At 41.0% G+C, this 13,788-nt stretch carries 14 protein-coding genes; 2 read left to right on the forward strand and 12 right to left on the reverse strand.

Features of this window, described 5'->3' with window-relative positions; translation table 11 throughout:
* Positions 1 to 71 precede the first annotated feature (71 nt).
* The 5 genes from QMF37_RS05535 to QMF37_RS05555 form a co-directional block, all read right to left on the reverse strand.
* Positions 72 to 917 carry a GNAT family N-acetyltransferase gene (locus QMF37_RS05535; RefSeq protein ID WP_283477103.1) on the reverse strand — a complete coding sequence of 282 codons (846 nt, stop codon included), beginning with the start codon at positions 915 to 917 and terminating at the stop codon, positions 72 to 74.
* 138 nt (positions 918 to 1,055) lie between these two features.
* Positions 1,056 to 2,273, reverse strand: coding sequence for an MFS transporter (locus QMF37_RS05540; protein WP_283477105.1), 1,218 nt, complete (start codon positions 2,271 to 2,273; stop codon positions 1,056 to 1,058).
* Between the two features lie 149 nt (positions 2,274 to 2,422).
* Positions 2,423 to 3,370 carry a DUF4003 family protein gene (locus tag QMF37_RS05545; RefSeq protein ID WP_078080098.1) on the reverse strand — a complete coding sequence of 316 codons (948 nt, stop codon included), beginning with the start codon at positions 3,368 to 3,370 and terminating at the stop codon, positions 2,423 to 2,425.
* A 55-nt stretch (positions 3,371 to 3,425) separates the two neighbouring features.
* Entirely contained in the window at positions 3,426 to 4,235 is an 810-nt protein-coding gene (zupT, locus tag QMF37_RS05550) for a zinc transporter ZupT (RefSeq protein ID WP_058386443.1), read from the reverse strand.
* A gap of 94 nt (positions 4,236 to 4,329) precedes the next feature.
* Entirely contained in the window at positions 4,330 to 4,974 is a 645-nt protein-coding gene (locus QMF37_RS05555; protein ID WP_071153506.1) for a uracil-DNA glycosylase, read from the reverse strand.
* Between the two features lie 121 nt (positions 4,975 to 5,095).
* On the opposite strand from QMF37_RS05555, the gene QMF37_RS05560 reads away from it, so the two are divergent.
* Entirely contained in the window at positions 5,096 to 5,437 is a 342-nt protein-coding gene (locus tag QMF37_RS05560) for a P-II family nitrogen regulator (protein WP_071153505.1), read from the forward strand.
* Between the two features lie 12 nt (positions 5,438 to 5,449).
* Complete coding sequence (locus QMF37_RS05565) at positions 5,450 to 6,739, forward strand: ammonium transporter (protein ID WP_071153504.1); 1,290 nt, start codon at positions 5,450 to 5,452, stop codon at positions 6,737 to 6,739.
* Between the two features lie 135 nt (positions 6,740 to 6,874).
* On the opposite strand, the gene QMF37_RS05570 is transcribed toward QMF37_RS05565, so the two are convergent.
* The 7 genes from QMF37_RS05570 to QMF37_RS05600 form a co-directional block, all read right to left on the reverse strand.
* Positions 6,875 to 7,543 (reverse strand): ABC transporter ATP-binding protein, encoded by a 669-nt coding sequence (locus QMF37_RS05570; protein ID WP_058386447.1) that lies wholly within the window; start codon positions 7,541 to 7,543, stop codon positions 6,875 to 6,877.
* Positions 7,544 to 7,546: 3 nt separating this feature from the next.
* Positions 7,547 to 8,611, reverse strand: a complete 1,065-nt coding sequence (locus QMF37_RS05575) for an ABC transporter permease (protein WP_071153503.1) — start codon at positions 8,609 to 8,611, stop codon at positions 7,547 to 7,549.
* Between the two features lie 219 nt (positions 8,612 to 8,830).
* A complete protein-coding gene (locus QMF37_RS05580) occupies positions 8,831 to 9,787 on the reverse strand; it encodes a siderophore ABC transporter substrate-binding protein (protein ID WP_283477112.1) in 957 nt (318 codons plus the stop codon).
* A 21-nt stretch (positions 9,788 to 9,808) separates the two neighbouring features.
* Positions 9,809 to 10,570, reverse strand: a complete 762-nt coding sequence (locus QMF37_RS05585; RefSeq protein ID WP_283477113.1) for an iron ABC transporter ATP-binding protein — start codon at positions 10,568 to 10,570, stop codon at positions 9,809 to 9,811.
* Positions 10,567 to 11,517: an iron chelate uptake ABC transporter family permease subunit gene (locus QMF37_RS05590; protein ID WP_058386451.1), complete on the reverse strand. Its 951-nt coding sequence runs from the start codon at positions 11,515 to 11,517 to the stop codon at positions 10,567 to 10,569. The genes QMF37_RS05585 and QMF37_RS05590 overlap by 4 nt, the downstream gene beginning before the upstream one ends.
* Positions 11,510 to 12,460, reverse strand: coding sequence for an ABC transporter permease (locus QMF37_RS05595; RefSeq protein WP_283477116.1), 951 nt, complete (start codon positions 12,458 to 12,460; stop codon positions 11,510 to 11,512). The genes QMF37_RS05590 and QMF37_RS05595 overlap by 8 nt, the downstream gene beginning before the upstream one ends.
* Positions 12,461 to 12,742: 282 nt before the next feature.
* Positions 12,743 to 13,606, reverse strand: a complete 864-nt coding sequence (locus QMF37_RS05600) for a DUF6612 family protein (protein ID WP_283477117.1) — start codon at positions 13,604 to 13,606, stop codon at positions 12,743 to 12,745.
* Positions 13,607 to 13,788 lie beyond the last annotated feature (182 nt).

Raw genomic sequence — 13,788 nt, forward strand, 5'->3', positions numbered from 1 at the left:
TGCTTCTTTCAACCTACCTTTTTATACCCTCTAGAGTTGCTCTTTACTCCTACAGCCTGTTTAGCTAAAAATTATTTTTCCACAAAAATTAAGTGAACGGGATTGGCGATTTGCTCATAGCCAATTTCTCTATAAATTTTGTTTGAAGTCGGATTTGTAAGGTCTGTATAAAGCATAACAAAATCATACTCCAGCAGTAATTCGTTCGTGACTTCTGCTACCAGTGTTTGAGCATATCCATTTCTTCGCTGAGCATTTGACGTAAAGACAAAAGATACGGTAATTCCGTTTTTTGAAGGGCGTTTTTTTTGCATACAAGAGACCACTCGCTCATCTACTTCCCAGACGTAAACTTCTTTTCTTTCTAGAAATCCAGCGATTTTATGCGAAATTTGTGTTTGAGTAGAGCGGCCAATTCCTGTTTCTTCTTCAAAAAGCCGATACCATTCTTCCAATATTATCGCATCTTTCTTACTAGCAATCCGCCAAGAACCCCGGCTCTTTCGTAAGCCTTTATTGACTGCTTCAATTCGGTAAAGACCTTGATCCATTAGTATATTTACTTGTTCTCCCGTCCGCTCTATCCAAGCCTCTGCAAACAAGCGCGAAGTGGTTTGTTCACCGACTATTCCACTCACCTCAATTCCTAAATTTTGCAGATGTCCAACAATCTCTCGTTCAATTTGAGGAAAGGTTTGAAAAACTATCAATTGCAAAGCATGTGGCGGTGTCATTAAACAAGCTGCTACAATTTCATCATCCGTTTCGACGAGTGCTAAAAAATAGCCTTCGTATTGATTCGCATGTATTTGTCCGAGAACACCTAGGAATAAACTATGAATGTCCTCTTTTTTATACAGTAGAGGTGATACTTTTTCTAAGAACACGGCTGAGTCCGAATAAATAATCATTTCCATTTCTTCACTTCCACTCCCGTCTTAACTTTTTCTATTACTACAGTATTGGCTATATTATGGAAAAAACCCTTTATTTATCCTTCAGGTTGCTAAAAAACGCATCCTGAAGAGTCAGGATACGTTTTTCATTGAGTTATACTATTCCAACTCCAATTGTTTTGTTTCCTTGCCGAGAAATGCTACAGCCAGCGCTCCAATAAGGATGGAGACACAGAAAATCCCGAAGATTACATTGAGATTCGCACCAGCTGTTAACAGCGTACCGACTAGAAGCGGCCCAAGAACTCCACCTATACGACCAAAAGCAGCCGCCATTCCTGTACCTGTTCCGCGAATAACTGTTGGGTATTGCTCTGGGGAATAGGCATATAACGCACCCCAAGCACCCAAGTTAAAGAACGATAAGAAAGCACCCGAAACGATTAACAACGTAATAGTGTCCGCATTACCAAAAGCCAACGCACTAATTGCTGTACCGATTAAGTAAGTGACCAACACAAATTTCCGACCTGCCCGTTCGATAAGCCAAGCAGCTGAAAAGTAGCCTGGCAATTGGGCCAAAGTCATAATTAATACATATTGGAAGCTTTTGATTAACGTAAATCCTTTTAACACCATGACACTTGGGAGCCACAAGAACATGCCGTAATATGAAAATACTACTGTGAACCAGACAATCCATAGCATTAAAGTTGGACGTCTGTATTTCTCTGACCAAACGTCTTTAATATTCGTCGAAATTGATCGCAACACATCTTTTTTCGCAGAAAACTGTGGTGAATCTGGTAGATTGATACGCAAATATAAGGCATAAAATGCTGGCAACGCAGTCAATAACAGCGCAACCCGCCAACCAAAAGATGGAATGATGAAATACGAAATAACAGCAGCGACTAGCCAACCTGCGGCCCAAAAACTTTCTAATAGAACGATCACACGTCCCCGCTCTTTTGCTGGTACACTTTCAGACACCAGAGTAGAAGCTACCGGTAGCTCACCACCTAATCCCATTCCCACAAAAAACCGTAAAATCATAAATGCCGCGAGTGTTGTTGCAAAAGCAGAAATTCCGCTAGCAATTGAAAACAACAGCAAGGTAATAATGAATATTTTCTTTCGGCCTACACGATCTGCATAAATCCCGAAAACAAATGCACCAACCGCCATTCCAATTGAGTTGACGCTACCAATCCACCCCATCTGACTGGACGTCAATCCCCAATCTTCATGCAATGCCGCAATAACGAAAGCCAAAATACCGACGTCCATTGCGTCAAAAAGCCACCCCAGTCCCGCAATTCCTAACAATCTATTTCTTGAAATAGGACCTGTTTTTTTCTCAGCTATCGTCGCCATTGTCATTCTCCTGTCTTTACACATGCATAGTAACATCTTTACACAACTATACGCTTTAGACAGATTAGTGACAAGCACAATAAAAAAGTCTCTCTTTTCAGATAATTACACTTTTATAAATCTCTTCAGTCCATACGTTATCTCCACTTTCAACTAGAAGAAGTGTTTGATGACGAGATAATGGCTGCATTAATACTGACCATCATCGCTGCCTGCTGTGCTTGCATTAAAGTTTCCAATGAAGTAGCAAAAGTCATAGTCGCGACATCTCGTACTTCTATATTGTCAGCCATTGCCTGTTGGACAGCTGTTGAAAAAGCCATATCTTTGTACCAACGAAAGATTTTATTTTTTTCTAATTCACGTGTATTTTCCACAACTCCCTCTAAAGCTTTACCGTCGATTTCTGTCACCGCTAAAAATCCAAGAATAGGATATTGCGCTAGGCTGATATTGATTTTTTCTTCTTTGAAAAATTGGTGAATCGCCAAAACCTTACCGACTATTTTCGCGTCGTAAACAGGTGAATCAAAGGTCATAATTTGAGACAGCCATTGAAGATTATTCCCCATAGTGAAGCCTTGTTCGCGGAGGTCACGGTAATACCTATTCATCGTTGCCGCTCGTTCTTCAAGCGACCCTTCCCGGCTACCCAATAAAGCGGCATATGGAATATCTTCATTCGACGTTAGAAATTTATGATGCTTTTTCATTTCTTTGTACAACGCTCTTGCCTGTTCTGCTTCCTCCGGTTTTTTCATTAGCAATGCAGCTAAATAGGTATAGGAAGTTTTCCAAAAACCTACATCGTTAAGTGCTTTTTGATTTTGATTGGCTAGCTTTAATGAACTTTCTACAGCCTCTTCTTTCATAACCATAAAAGCTGCTGCTACATGAAGCAGATGCGAGCGCAAAGGTGAAGTCCACCCCTCATTCTTTTTAATCACTTCGACAGCCGCTTCATGCTTTTCTGCATCAAAAGCCTGGTCCTGAGACAAATATACGTTAGTGACAGCTAACGCAATCCGCTTGTCTACAGCCCACCCTGTTGTTTTTGACACGTCCAAGAAAGTTTGTTCAATGCGTTTAATATCCATAGAAAAAGCCTCCTTTTCTCTTTACTACGAGAAGAGGAGGCAGAAAGTTTCAAAATCAGACGATCAATACCAGACTGACAGCCATAACGGCCATGCCAGCTACTAACCCGTAGATGGATAGATGGGCTTCGTCATAGCGTTTTGCAGCAGGCAATAACTCGTCAAGCGAAATAAAGACCATAATACCCGCTACACCCGCAAATATAATGCCAAACAACGTGTCGCTGAGAAATGGCATTAAGAAGAGCCACGCTGCAATCGCTCCAACAGGTTCTGAAATACCCGATAAAAAGCTGTATTTAAGTGCTTTTTTTCGACTTCCAGTTGCATAGTAAATTGGTACTGAGACGGCAATCCCCTCCGGAATATTATGAATGGCTACTGCAATTGCGATAGCGATTCCAAGAGCCGGATCTTGTATTGCCGACATAAACGTGGCAATCCCCTCCGGAAAATTATGAATGCCGATTGCTAATGCTGTAAAAATACCCATTTTCCGTAGCCGAGCATATTCGTCGTTGGTCGGTCCATCGTCCATGTCCTCTACCGTTTTGACTTCATGTGGATTTCCCAATTGCGGAAGAATACGATCTACTAATGCCATAAAAACCATTCCGCCGAAAAAGCCAGCGAGTGTCAGCCAGTAGCCAGTAACCTCTCCCTGTGCGTTTGTTAAAGCATCTTTTGCTTTAAAAAAGATTTCAATCATCGAAACGTAAATCATCACTCCTGCTGAAAACCCTAATGAAATTGATAGAAATTTTGTATTCGTACGGGATGCAAAAAATGCGATCAAACTGCCAATCCCTGTGGCCAGTCCAGCAAAAAGAGTCAATCCAAGCGCAAATAAAACTGTATTATCCATAACCATGCCTCGCTTCTAAATTCCAGTGAATAAAGTTATTATACGTTAAAAACGCTCAAAATGAGGAGTTTTTCAACCAAGTAAAATCCATCTTTCATTTCGCTCCCCCGAGAAGTTCTTTTAACTTCTGCCAATCTGCATCTTTCAACAGACGAACTGACGGATTATAAAAAACACTGGCTGGATGAAATGTAGGGAAAATATGATAGACCTCTGTTGTTTCTTTAAAGCAACTCTCTTCTTCGTTCCAATAGAGAATCGGTGTTTCCATTAGCACACCGTGAAGTTCCGTGACCTTCGCCTTCGAACCGACCAACCGTTGCAATCCGACATTTCCCAATGTCACAATTATCGGCGGCTGAACAGCTTGAATCTCCGTATCCAATATCGGCGCATGCGCAATGATTTCTTTTTTCGTCGGTGCCCGGTTGTATTTTCTGTCGATGGTTTCTCCGTTACGTTTCTTTTTAGTTCCCCATTTATAAGGTCTACTTCGAACCGCACTCGTAATATAAACATCTTCTCTAGCTAAACCTACACTCTCAAGAGAAGCCATCAATTCTTTTCCTGCTCTTCCCGTAAACGGTATTCCCGTTTCTAACTCGTTCTCTCCAGGTGCTTCTCCCACCAGCATAATCACTGGATTTTCAGGTCCACTTCCCCATACAAAACCTTCAACCGGAAACCCCTCTATCCTTTGCATTCCCAGTTCAGCCAGTTTTTCCGAAATTCTATACATACGAATCCACTCCCATTTATTCTCATGTAATTAAAACTAACATCAAATAAAATAAACTCTTGATTTATCAGAAAATATAAAATATTATGTTAACAAACCTAACATAAAGGAGGAGAAATTGATGAAAAAAATTGAAACGATTATTCGATCTTCCGTTTTTGCAGATGTGCGACAGGCTTTAGCACTTGAAGGAATAGACGGTTTGAGTGTAACTGAAATTGCTGGAATCGGAAAGCAAGAAGGACGAGTGGGCTTATTTCGCGGGAACGCCTATACAATGGAATTTTCTCCAAAACTGAAATTGGAGATGGTTGTGGATGATCATAAAGTTGAAGATATCATCCAAGCTTTACTGGAATACGCTTCAACCGGCCAAGTCGGGGATGGTAAAATTTTCATTTTCTCTGTCGAAGAAGCGATACGAATCAGAACCAAAGAACGCGGCACAGTCGCAATTGGATAAGGAGGAGATTGGATGGAAGCAGTTCAAAGTTCAGTAGATATGATATGGGTCATGCTCGGAGCAATGTTGGTATTTTTTATGCACGCAGGATTCGCTATGGTGGAATCCGGTTTTACACGATCTAAAAACACCTTGAATATTTTAATGAAGAACATGATCACTGTTTCACTCGGCTCCATTCTTTACTTTATCGTTGGATACGCCCTTATGTTTGGCCCTTCATCTTTCGGCTTGATCGGCACACAAGGATTTGCATTAACTGGCGTTGAAGATATCGGATTCTTTGTATTCCAAGCTGTTTTTGCCGCAACTTGCGCAACCATCATTTCTGGGGCTGTAGCAGAACGAATGAACTTATCTGCCTATATTCTATTGACTATCGCCATGACTGCAGTCATTTATCCGGTCGTAGGGCACTGGGTATGGGGCGGCGGTTGGTTGTCACAAATCGGCTTTATTGATTTTGCAGGCTCAACGGTCGTTCACTTAACTGGGGCAGTAGCTGCATTTATCGCCGCTTGGAAAATAGGTCCTCGCATCGGCAAGTATAGCGGAAAATCAGTTAACACGATTCCAGGGCATAGTTTACCACTAGGTGCATTAGGTGTTTTTATCCTATGGCTTGGGTGGTTCGGCTTTAACGGGGGCAGTACTTTGGCAGCGGACCCGACTCTCGTGCCGCCAGTAATTGCCAATACATTACTAGCAGCTTCCGCTGGGATTATTGCGACTGCTGGATACACCCGCTTTCGCTATGGACGCATTGACGCTTCTTTAACAATGAACGGTGCTCTTGCCGGTCTTGTCGGCATTACTGCAGGTGCAGCAAACGTATCATTTTTTGGCGCTATGATGATCGGGTTACTGGCCGGGGTTATTATGACTGAAGCTATTCGCTTACTGGATTCAAAAATTCGGGTTGACGATCCCGTTGGCGCGATTTCCGTCCACGGAATTGCAGGCATTTGGGGGACGCTCGCAGTCGGTTTGTTTGACACTACTAATGGTTTGTTTTACGGAGGTGGAACAGAAATTCTTGGCCTCCAGGCTGTCGGCGTGCTAGCGGTAATTGCATGGGCTTCTCTATCAACTGGTATCGTCTTATTCGCTATCGGCAGGATCGTGCCACTCCGAGTTACCGCTGAAGACGAAGAAGCTGGCCTAGACTTTTCAGAGCATGGCTCACAAGCTTACTCAATGCAAGACGTCCTTCACGGTTCGCCGTTCGGTCGCAATGATTCATTTGCACAGCGACTAAACCAACTAGGTGAGGAACCCTCTCCGCAAAAAACCATTTCCTGATTTAACCGAAAAGAAGAGGAATCCCTCGATATTCTAGGGATTCCTCTTCTTTTAATGTGGCATTTGCTTCTTCACAGTCGAAACAAATGATTACGTCGAATTACTGATGCACGTGCAGTTCGAACATCGTTTAGTTTACTGCAGCTCTAGCACACCATCGACCATTTTATACACCTTGTCGCAATAATCAACGAGTCGAATATCATGGGTCACTACAATGGTTGTCGTTTTCTTATTTTTTGTTTCCGCCTTCAATAACTCCATCACTTCATAAGCACGATCAGAGTCTAGAGAAGCTGTCGGCTCATCCGCCAAAATGATGGACGGATTACTGTATAAGGCTTTTGCAATGGCCACTCGTTGACGTTCTCCTCCCGACAAATCTGAAGGATACTTACTACGAAGGTCACCAATTCCCAAATCTTTGTAAAGCTGCTCAAGTTGTTCTTTGTTCATATTGTCTTTTTTAACTTTGTCTAATAGCTTTAATTGTTTTTCCACTGTTAGAAACGGCACCAAGTTTGAAGCTTGCAAAATAAAACCTATTTCCTTTAAACGAATTTTGGAAAGCTGTTTTTCATTTAACGAGGAGATATTCGTATCGTTGATTAGAATATCTCCTCCTGTTGGAGATAAAAGACCACCAGCAATCGTCAGAAACGTACTTTTTCCGGAACCCGAAGGCCCAATTACCGCAATCAGTTCTCCTTGTTCTGCTTGAAAATTCGTTTCTTTTAACGCATCCACTTTCTTATGACCTGTACCAAATGATTTTTTTACTCGATTCAATTCTAATACTGCCATGACTCAACCTCCAATCGCTTTTAATGGATCAATTTTCACTATCGTCAACACAGAGAATACAGCTCCTAAAATAGCGACCGCAATGAGTACCACTCCGTAAATCAGCATCGTCGGAATATCAAATGCTACCGGAACGGCACTTGGTAGAAAAGCTCCAGTGAAGAGCGTCAAACCAAGTCCTACCGCAACACCAATCGCTGCCAAAATCGCTGTTTGCGCAACAACTGAACGCGCCAGATAGCCACTCGGAATTCCTTGCGCTTTCATAACACCGAACATACTAATTTTTTGAACCGTCAAGACATAAAGGAATATCGCGACGATTACTGACGAAATGACAAATAAGAAGTAAATCATAAAATTCAACGTTAGACTTTGTTCAGTATATCCAGGAAGACTTTCAATAAAAGTTTCTGTTTCGATTGTTGCCAAGCCGTTCTCATCTGTAGTGGCGGAAACATCTTCTGTCCGTACAACAATCGCACTAATTTGACTGTCGTTTTCTGCTGTTTCACCGAACTTTACAAGCTGAAGTGTTTCTAGGGTGGTATAAAGAACTGGCGCCGCGTTAAAACGCGCCTGGTCTGTAAAACCGACTATCTTCAAAGTTTCTTTTGTTGAAGATAAACTGAGCGTGTCACCCAATTTAAAGCCTTCATCTTTCAGTGCATCTCCTGCAATTACTTCATTAGCATCAGTAAATTCTTCGCCTTCTATCACTTCCGGCATAATAAATTCGTCGCTGTTGATTCCAAAAATAGAGACGCCTGCTTTTAAATCTCCGGTTTGTGCAATGGCATTAAGTTGACCTAAAACAGCTGTCTCATCCGCCTGAATTTCGTCAACTGCATCAATCGAAAGAGACGATTGTGTCAAACTTTGATCCGATTCCTCAGTCAGCACGATAGCGTCCGCATCCCACTTATCGACAGCTTCCCTATTCAAACTTGCTAAGCCATTCGCCAATCCTGATAAGAAAAACACCAAGTATGCAACCAGCATCAAGACACCGATAATCAGTGTAAAGCGCAATTTGTTTTTGATAATTTCGTTCCATGCTAAAAACATGCAATCACTTCCATCTCTTCAATATGTATTCGTCGCTAACCTGACTATCTTACTATATCAACTATACAAAACCTATACAAACATCATATACTATGATCCATTTTTTCACTCTTACTTATTCAACAAAAAAGGCGAACCCGTGACAGGCCCACCTTTTTCTTACCGCAACAATATAATAAGTATTTTGCAGAGACTCTACTAATGATTTCGTTTCTTCAGTTAGTTTTGTTCAAATGCAGACTGCACGTCAGTTACCATTTGAGTAACAGACTGTAATCCCCCACCTGACAAGTACCAGAAATCTGGATCCAAGTAGATGATTTTATCATTTTGATAAGCATTCGTTTTTTGAACCAATTCGTTTTCAAGAGAATCTGCTGCATTGGTTCCATTTCCAACAACTGCATTACGGTCAACAACGAACATTATATCCGGATTTGTTTCTAAAATATATTCGTAAGAAATACTTTGTCCGTGAGTCGAAGCTTCAATGCCTTCATCTGCTTGTTTAACACCGAATACGTCATGGATCAAACCAAAACGTGAAGCTGCGCCATATGCACTTACTTTGCCTTCATTGGCAAGAATGATTAATGCTTTTTCAGCAGAACCACTTACCGTTTCTTTTACTTCTTCTATTTTTGTATCAATCGCTGCAAGTTCTTCAGTGATTTGATCTTCTTTTCCAAAGATTTCTCCAAGAGTCGTCATGTTTTCTTTAAATGATCCCATATAATCTTCTGTATCTACAGCCATATGAATTGTTGGCGCGATTTCAGAAAATTCATCGTACATATCTGCTTGACGACCTGAAATAATGATTAAGTCCGGCTTCATTGCGTTAATCGCTTCAAAATCCGCTTCTTTTAAAGTGCCCACATTTTCGTATTTTTCGGCATCCTCATACTTCTCAAGGTACGCCGGAATATTAGCTTGTGGAACACCTGCAACAGCTTCAATACCTAGTTTGTCCATTGAATCTAGAACACCAAAATCGAATACTACTACTTTTTCAGGATTTTTGTTAAAAGTCGTTTCACCAAGTTCATGAGTCACTGTCATTTCTTCTGATTCTGCAGTCGCTGTGTCAGACTCCGTCGTTTTTTCAGTTGACCCACACGCGGCTAAAAACGCGACCATCATTAATGTTACTGCTGCTACTATCCATTTTTTCATTCTATTTCGAACTCCTCTTTTTTAAGAATTAAAGTACACACAAATCCGGCAATCATTCATCTGCTGAATCGGAATATCCATATCGTAGATTTCTTTTAATGCGGCACTTTGGATAATTTCTTCGGTCGTTCCGTCTTTTACGACACGACCGTTTTTCAGTGCCACGATGCGATCTGAATACACAGAAGCAAAGTTAATATCATGCAACACAATGACCACTGTTTTGCCAAGATCATCGACTAAGCGACGCAAGATTTTCATAATTTGAACAGAGTGTTTCATATCCAAGTTATTTAACGGTTCGTCCAATAAGACATAGTCAGTGTCTTGCGCAATCACCATCGCAATAAATGCACGCTGACGCTGACCACCTGACAGTTCGTCTAGATAAGAGTTTTCCATTTCTTTCAAATCCATGTAATCAATAGATTGATCAACCATTTTTTCATCCTCATCGTTGAGGCGACCTTTTGAGTAAGGAAAGCGACCAAAAGAAACAAGCTCGCGAATGGTCAAACGGACATTCATAAAGTTAGATTGCTTTAAGATTGATACACGTTTCGAGAACTCATTGGATTTCAACTTCTTGGTATTGGTTGAATCAATAAGCACCTCACCGGTATCCGCATCCAACAGGCGACTGACCATTGACAATAACGTGGACTTACCCGCGCCGTTCGGTCCGATAAAGGACGTAATCTGACCGCGTTGGATATCAACAGTAACGTTTTCCACGACCGTTTTTTTCCCGTATAACTTTGTCAATTCGCGAACTTGGATCATTTAGATCGACTCTCCTTTAATAGTAGATAGATGAAATAAATTCCACCGATAAAATTGATAATAACGCTCAATGTTGTATTAAAAGTGAAAATTCGTTCCACTACCCACTGGCCACTAACCAACGCCACTACACTGATGACAATGGATCCGGTTAACAAGACCGAATGTTTATAGGACGTAAAGAATTGATACGATAAATTTGCGACAATTAAACCAAAAAAGGTAATCGGTCCAACAAGCGCTGTAGCAACCGCAATCAAAACAGCAGACAACACGAGCATTTGCTTTACTAATGCATCGTAATTCACACCCAGATTGATGGCTGTATCACGCCCTAAAGTTAGAACATCTAAAGACGAATTTTGTTTCCAAGCAAAGGCAATCAACAGCGTGATGATGACGAGGGAGGTCCACACCAAATCTGAATTGACGTTATTAAAGCTCGCAAACATTCGGTCTTGGATGATTGAAAATTCGTTCGGGTCAATGAGCACTTGCAAGAATGTGGTAATACTGCTGAAAAAGGTTCCACAAATGATCCCGACCAACAGGAGAAAGTAAATCGGTCGATCATTCTTCTTAAAAAGCAAGCGATAGAACAACAAGGCGAAGATGACCATGACGGCAATCGACAACAAGAAGTTCACTTGCTTATTGACGATTGTGACATGATCTGAACCAAGGAAAAAGATCAGCACCGTCTGAAGCAACATATACAGTGAATCCAAGCCCATAATACTCGGTGTCAATATCCGGTTATGGGTAATGGTCTGAAAGACAACTGTTGCATAAGCAATCGCGACTCCTGTTAAGACCATGGCAAACACTTTAACACCACGTCTTGGCAGCGCATAATCGAAACTGCCATTCAAGTCTTGAAATAAATATAAACTACAAGCGGCTAAAGCCAAGCCGACAAGTATAAGCATTTTATGTAGATCACGCATACGTTTTCCTCCTAAACAACAAGAAGAGGAAAATAAAGCTTCCAATCACGCCAACCATCAAGCTGATGGAAATCTCGTATGGATAAATTAAGACTCTTCCCAAGATATCGCACACCAGCAAGAAAATTGCGCCAAGCATTGCCGTATGTGGCAATGTTTTTTGTAGATGATCTCCTTTGAAGATCGATACAATGTTCGGAATGATCAACCCAAGAAATGGGATAACCCCTACCGTCAAGACAACCGTCGCTGTAATTAAGGCTACGAGTGTCAATCCGATGTTGACAACACTCCGGTATTTCATCCCTAAGTTTTTAGAGAAATCCTCACCCATACCTGCCACTGTAAAGCGGTTAGCGTACAAATAAGCGATGATAAAAACCGGAACACTGATGTAGAGAAGTTCATAACTTCCTTTCATGACCATCGAAAAGTCACCTTGTAACCAAGCGGACATGTTTTGAATTACATCCGCTCGGTAAGCGAAAAACGTTGTAATCGAAGACAGGATGTTGCCGAACATTAAACCGACTAACGGTATGAATATCGCATCTTTAAATTTGATGCGATTTAGTATTTGCATAAAAAGAAACGTACCGGCAAGCGCAAAAGCAAAAGCCACTGTCATTTTTTCTAGCATCGTTGCATTTGCAAATAATAGCATCGATACTAGAATCCCAAGCCGTGTGGCGTCTAATGTACCTGCCGTTGTCGGAGACACGAACTTATTGCGGCTTAACTGCTGCATGATGAGTCCTGCCATACTCATCCCTGCACCTGCCAGCAAAATCGCGACCAACCTTGGCAGTCGGCTGATCAAGAATATCTGTGTCTCTTCCGATTGGAAATCAAGCAAATCAGCTACACTGATACTGCTCACTCCGACAAACAAGGAAATGATCGACAGTAGGATTAATGTTGGTATTAAGTAACGCTTCTTCACGACTGTCCCTCATCTGTCTTCAATAACTAATTATTGATTATTCGGTAGTGATAATCATTATCACTGACTTACGTATTTTAGTATAGCATGCTAGAAAGACGAGTCAATAGTTAATTGAGAATAATTTTCATTTACATAACACAGTATCGAATTATAAAAAATTGTAATTCGGGCAAATATAAAAAGAGCATGCCACTTCGGCATGCTCTTCTGTTCTTATAGAAAATCTTATTGACAGACTGTGTTCTTCTCTAGTAACTTGAAATTTTTGATCTTATTCGATTAACCTGCGATTTCCTGCGCTTGCTCTACTACTTCAGCTGGTACAGTAATGGATTGAATTTCATTGAATCTACTGTAGTCAGCTTGCATATCAGATTTGATGTTCATCATTTCATCTTCAATATTCATGTCCATATCCATTTTCATATCCATGCCTGTCGTTAAAAAGGATTCTTTATCTACATAGATCACATAATTAACAGCATGAATTGTCATGTCTTCTAGTGCCATTTGTGCTTCAAGTTCCATTTGCCCTAACGTTTTCTCTAGTTGTTGATTCATTAATTCGTTAAACTTCTCGCCGGAGGCATCAAGCGTTAAAATGTACTCACCTTCAGTTTGTTTAAATGTGAAATCATCTTTAAACTCCGCTAGTTCTTCAAGCTGTTGAGAAGGATTGGCCGTTTGCTGATCAGCGAGTGCTTTTAAATCTTCAATGCTTGCATCCGGCATCTTTAACCAAGTCGCCATCGTTTCTTCGTACATGTACATGCCTTGCTCGGTGAAGTACATTTCCATGCTCATCGGATTGCTGTTGTCGATGTCCTCAGACACAACGGAAGTTTCTGCTTTTTGGTAGAACGCTACCGGATCAATGGTCATATCCATAGAAGAACTCACTGTCATATCCATTTCCATGCCATCGCCCTGCATCGCGATTGTTTGATCGGTTACAATATCTGCATGTACACTCGTAATGTCTTCAGATGCCTCTACTGACTTCTCATAGACCTCTTGTACGGTTAACTTGCTGTCTTCTCCTTTTGTCGTTTCATCACCAGATGCCGGTTCTGCAGTTTCGCTGCATGCAGAAAGGCCGATAGCTAAAGTAGCTGTACTCATAAATAAGATCCATTTTTTCAAAATAATCTTCCCCTCTCAAATTATCGTAAGCTTCTCTTTGATTCACTGACAAACTTCGCTAAATTGTATCTGTTTGTATTTACGAATTAAACTAAAAATAGTTTCATATTTCTTGTTTATCCAATTTCCAGTCGTTTATTTCTTCGACTTCGACTATACTTTTCATTATGAGAAAAAGAAGA

The sequence above is a fragment of the Planococcus sp. S3-L1 genome (genome assembly GCF_030063085.1).
Classification (GTDB): Bacteria; Bacillota; Bacilli; order Bacillales_A; family Planococcaceae; genus Planococcus; species Planococcus kocurii.

Coding starts and splice junctions, on each gene's coding strand:
- QMF37_RS05560 (WP_071153505.1), top strand. CDS start 5,096: ATGAAAAAAATTGAAACGATTATTCGATCTTCCGTTTTTGCAGATGTG.
- QMF37_RS05555 (WP_071153506.1), bottom strand. CDS start 4,974: ATGTATAGAATTTCGGAAAAACTGGCTGAACTGGGAATGCAAAGGATA.
- QMF37_RS05575 (WP_071153503.1), bottom strand. CDS start 8,611: ATGTTTTTAGCATGGAACGAAATTATCAAAAACAAATTGCGCTTTACA.
- zupT (WP_058386443.1), bottom strand. CDS start 4,235: ATGGATAATACAGTTTTATTTGCGCTTGGATTGACTCTTTTTGCTGGA.
- QMF37_RS05580 (WP_283477112.1), bottom strand. CDS start 9,787: ATGAAAAAATGGATAGTAGCAGCAGTAACATTAATGATGGTCGCGTTT.
- QMF37_RS05590 (WP_058386451.1), bottom strand. CDS start 11,517: ATGCGTGATCTACATAAAATGCTTATACTTGTCGGCTTGGCTTTAGCC.
- QMF37_RS05535 (WP_283477103.1), bottom strand. CDS start 917: ATGGAAATGATTATTTATTCGGACTCAGCCGTGTTCTTAGAAAAAGTA.
- QMF37_RS05585 (WP_283477113.1), bottom strand. CDS start 10,570: ATGATCCAAGTTCGCGAATTGACAAAGTTATACGGGAAAAAAACGGTC.
- QMF37_RS05570 (WP_058386447.1), bottom strand. CDS start 7,543: ATGGCAGTATTAGAATTGAATCGAGTAAAAAAATCATTTGGTACAGGT.
- QMF37_RS05565 (WP_071153504.1), top strand. CDS start 5,450: ATGGAAGCAGTTCAAAGTTCAGTAGATATGATATGGGTCATGCTCGGA.
- QMF37_RS05540 (WP_283477105.1), bottom strand. CDS start 2,273: ATGGCGACGATAGCTGAGAAAAAAACAGGTCCTATTTCAAGAAATAGA.
- QMF37_RS05545 (WP_078080098.1), bottom strand. CDS start 3,370: ATGGATATTAAACGCATTGAACAAACTTTCTTGGACGTGTCAAAAACA.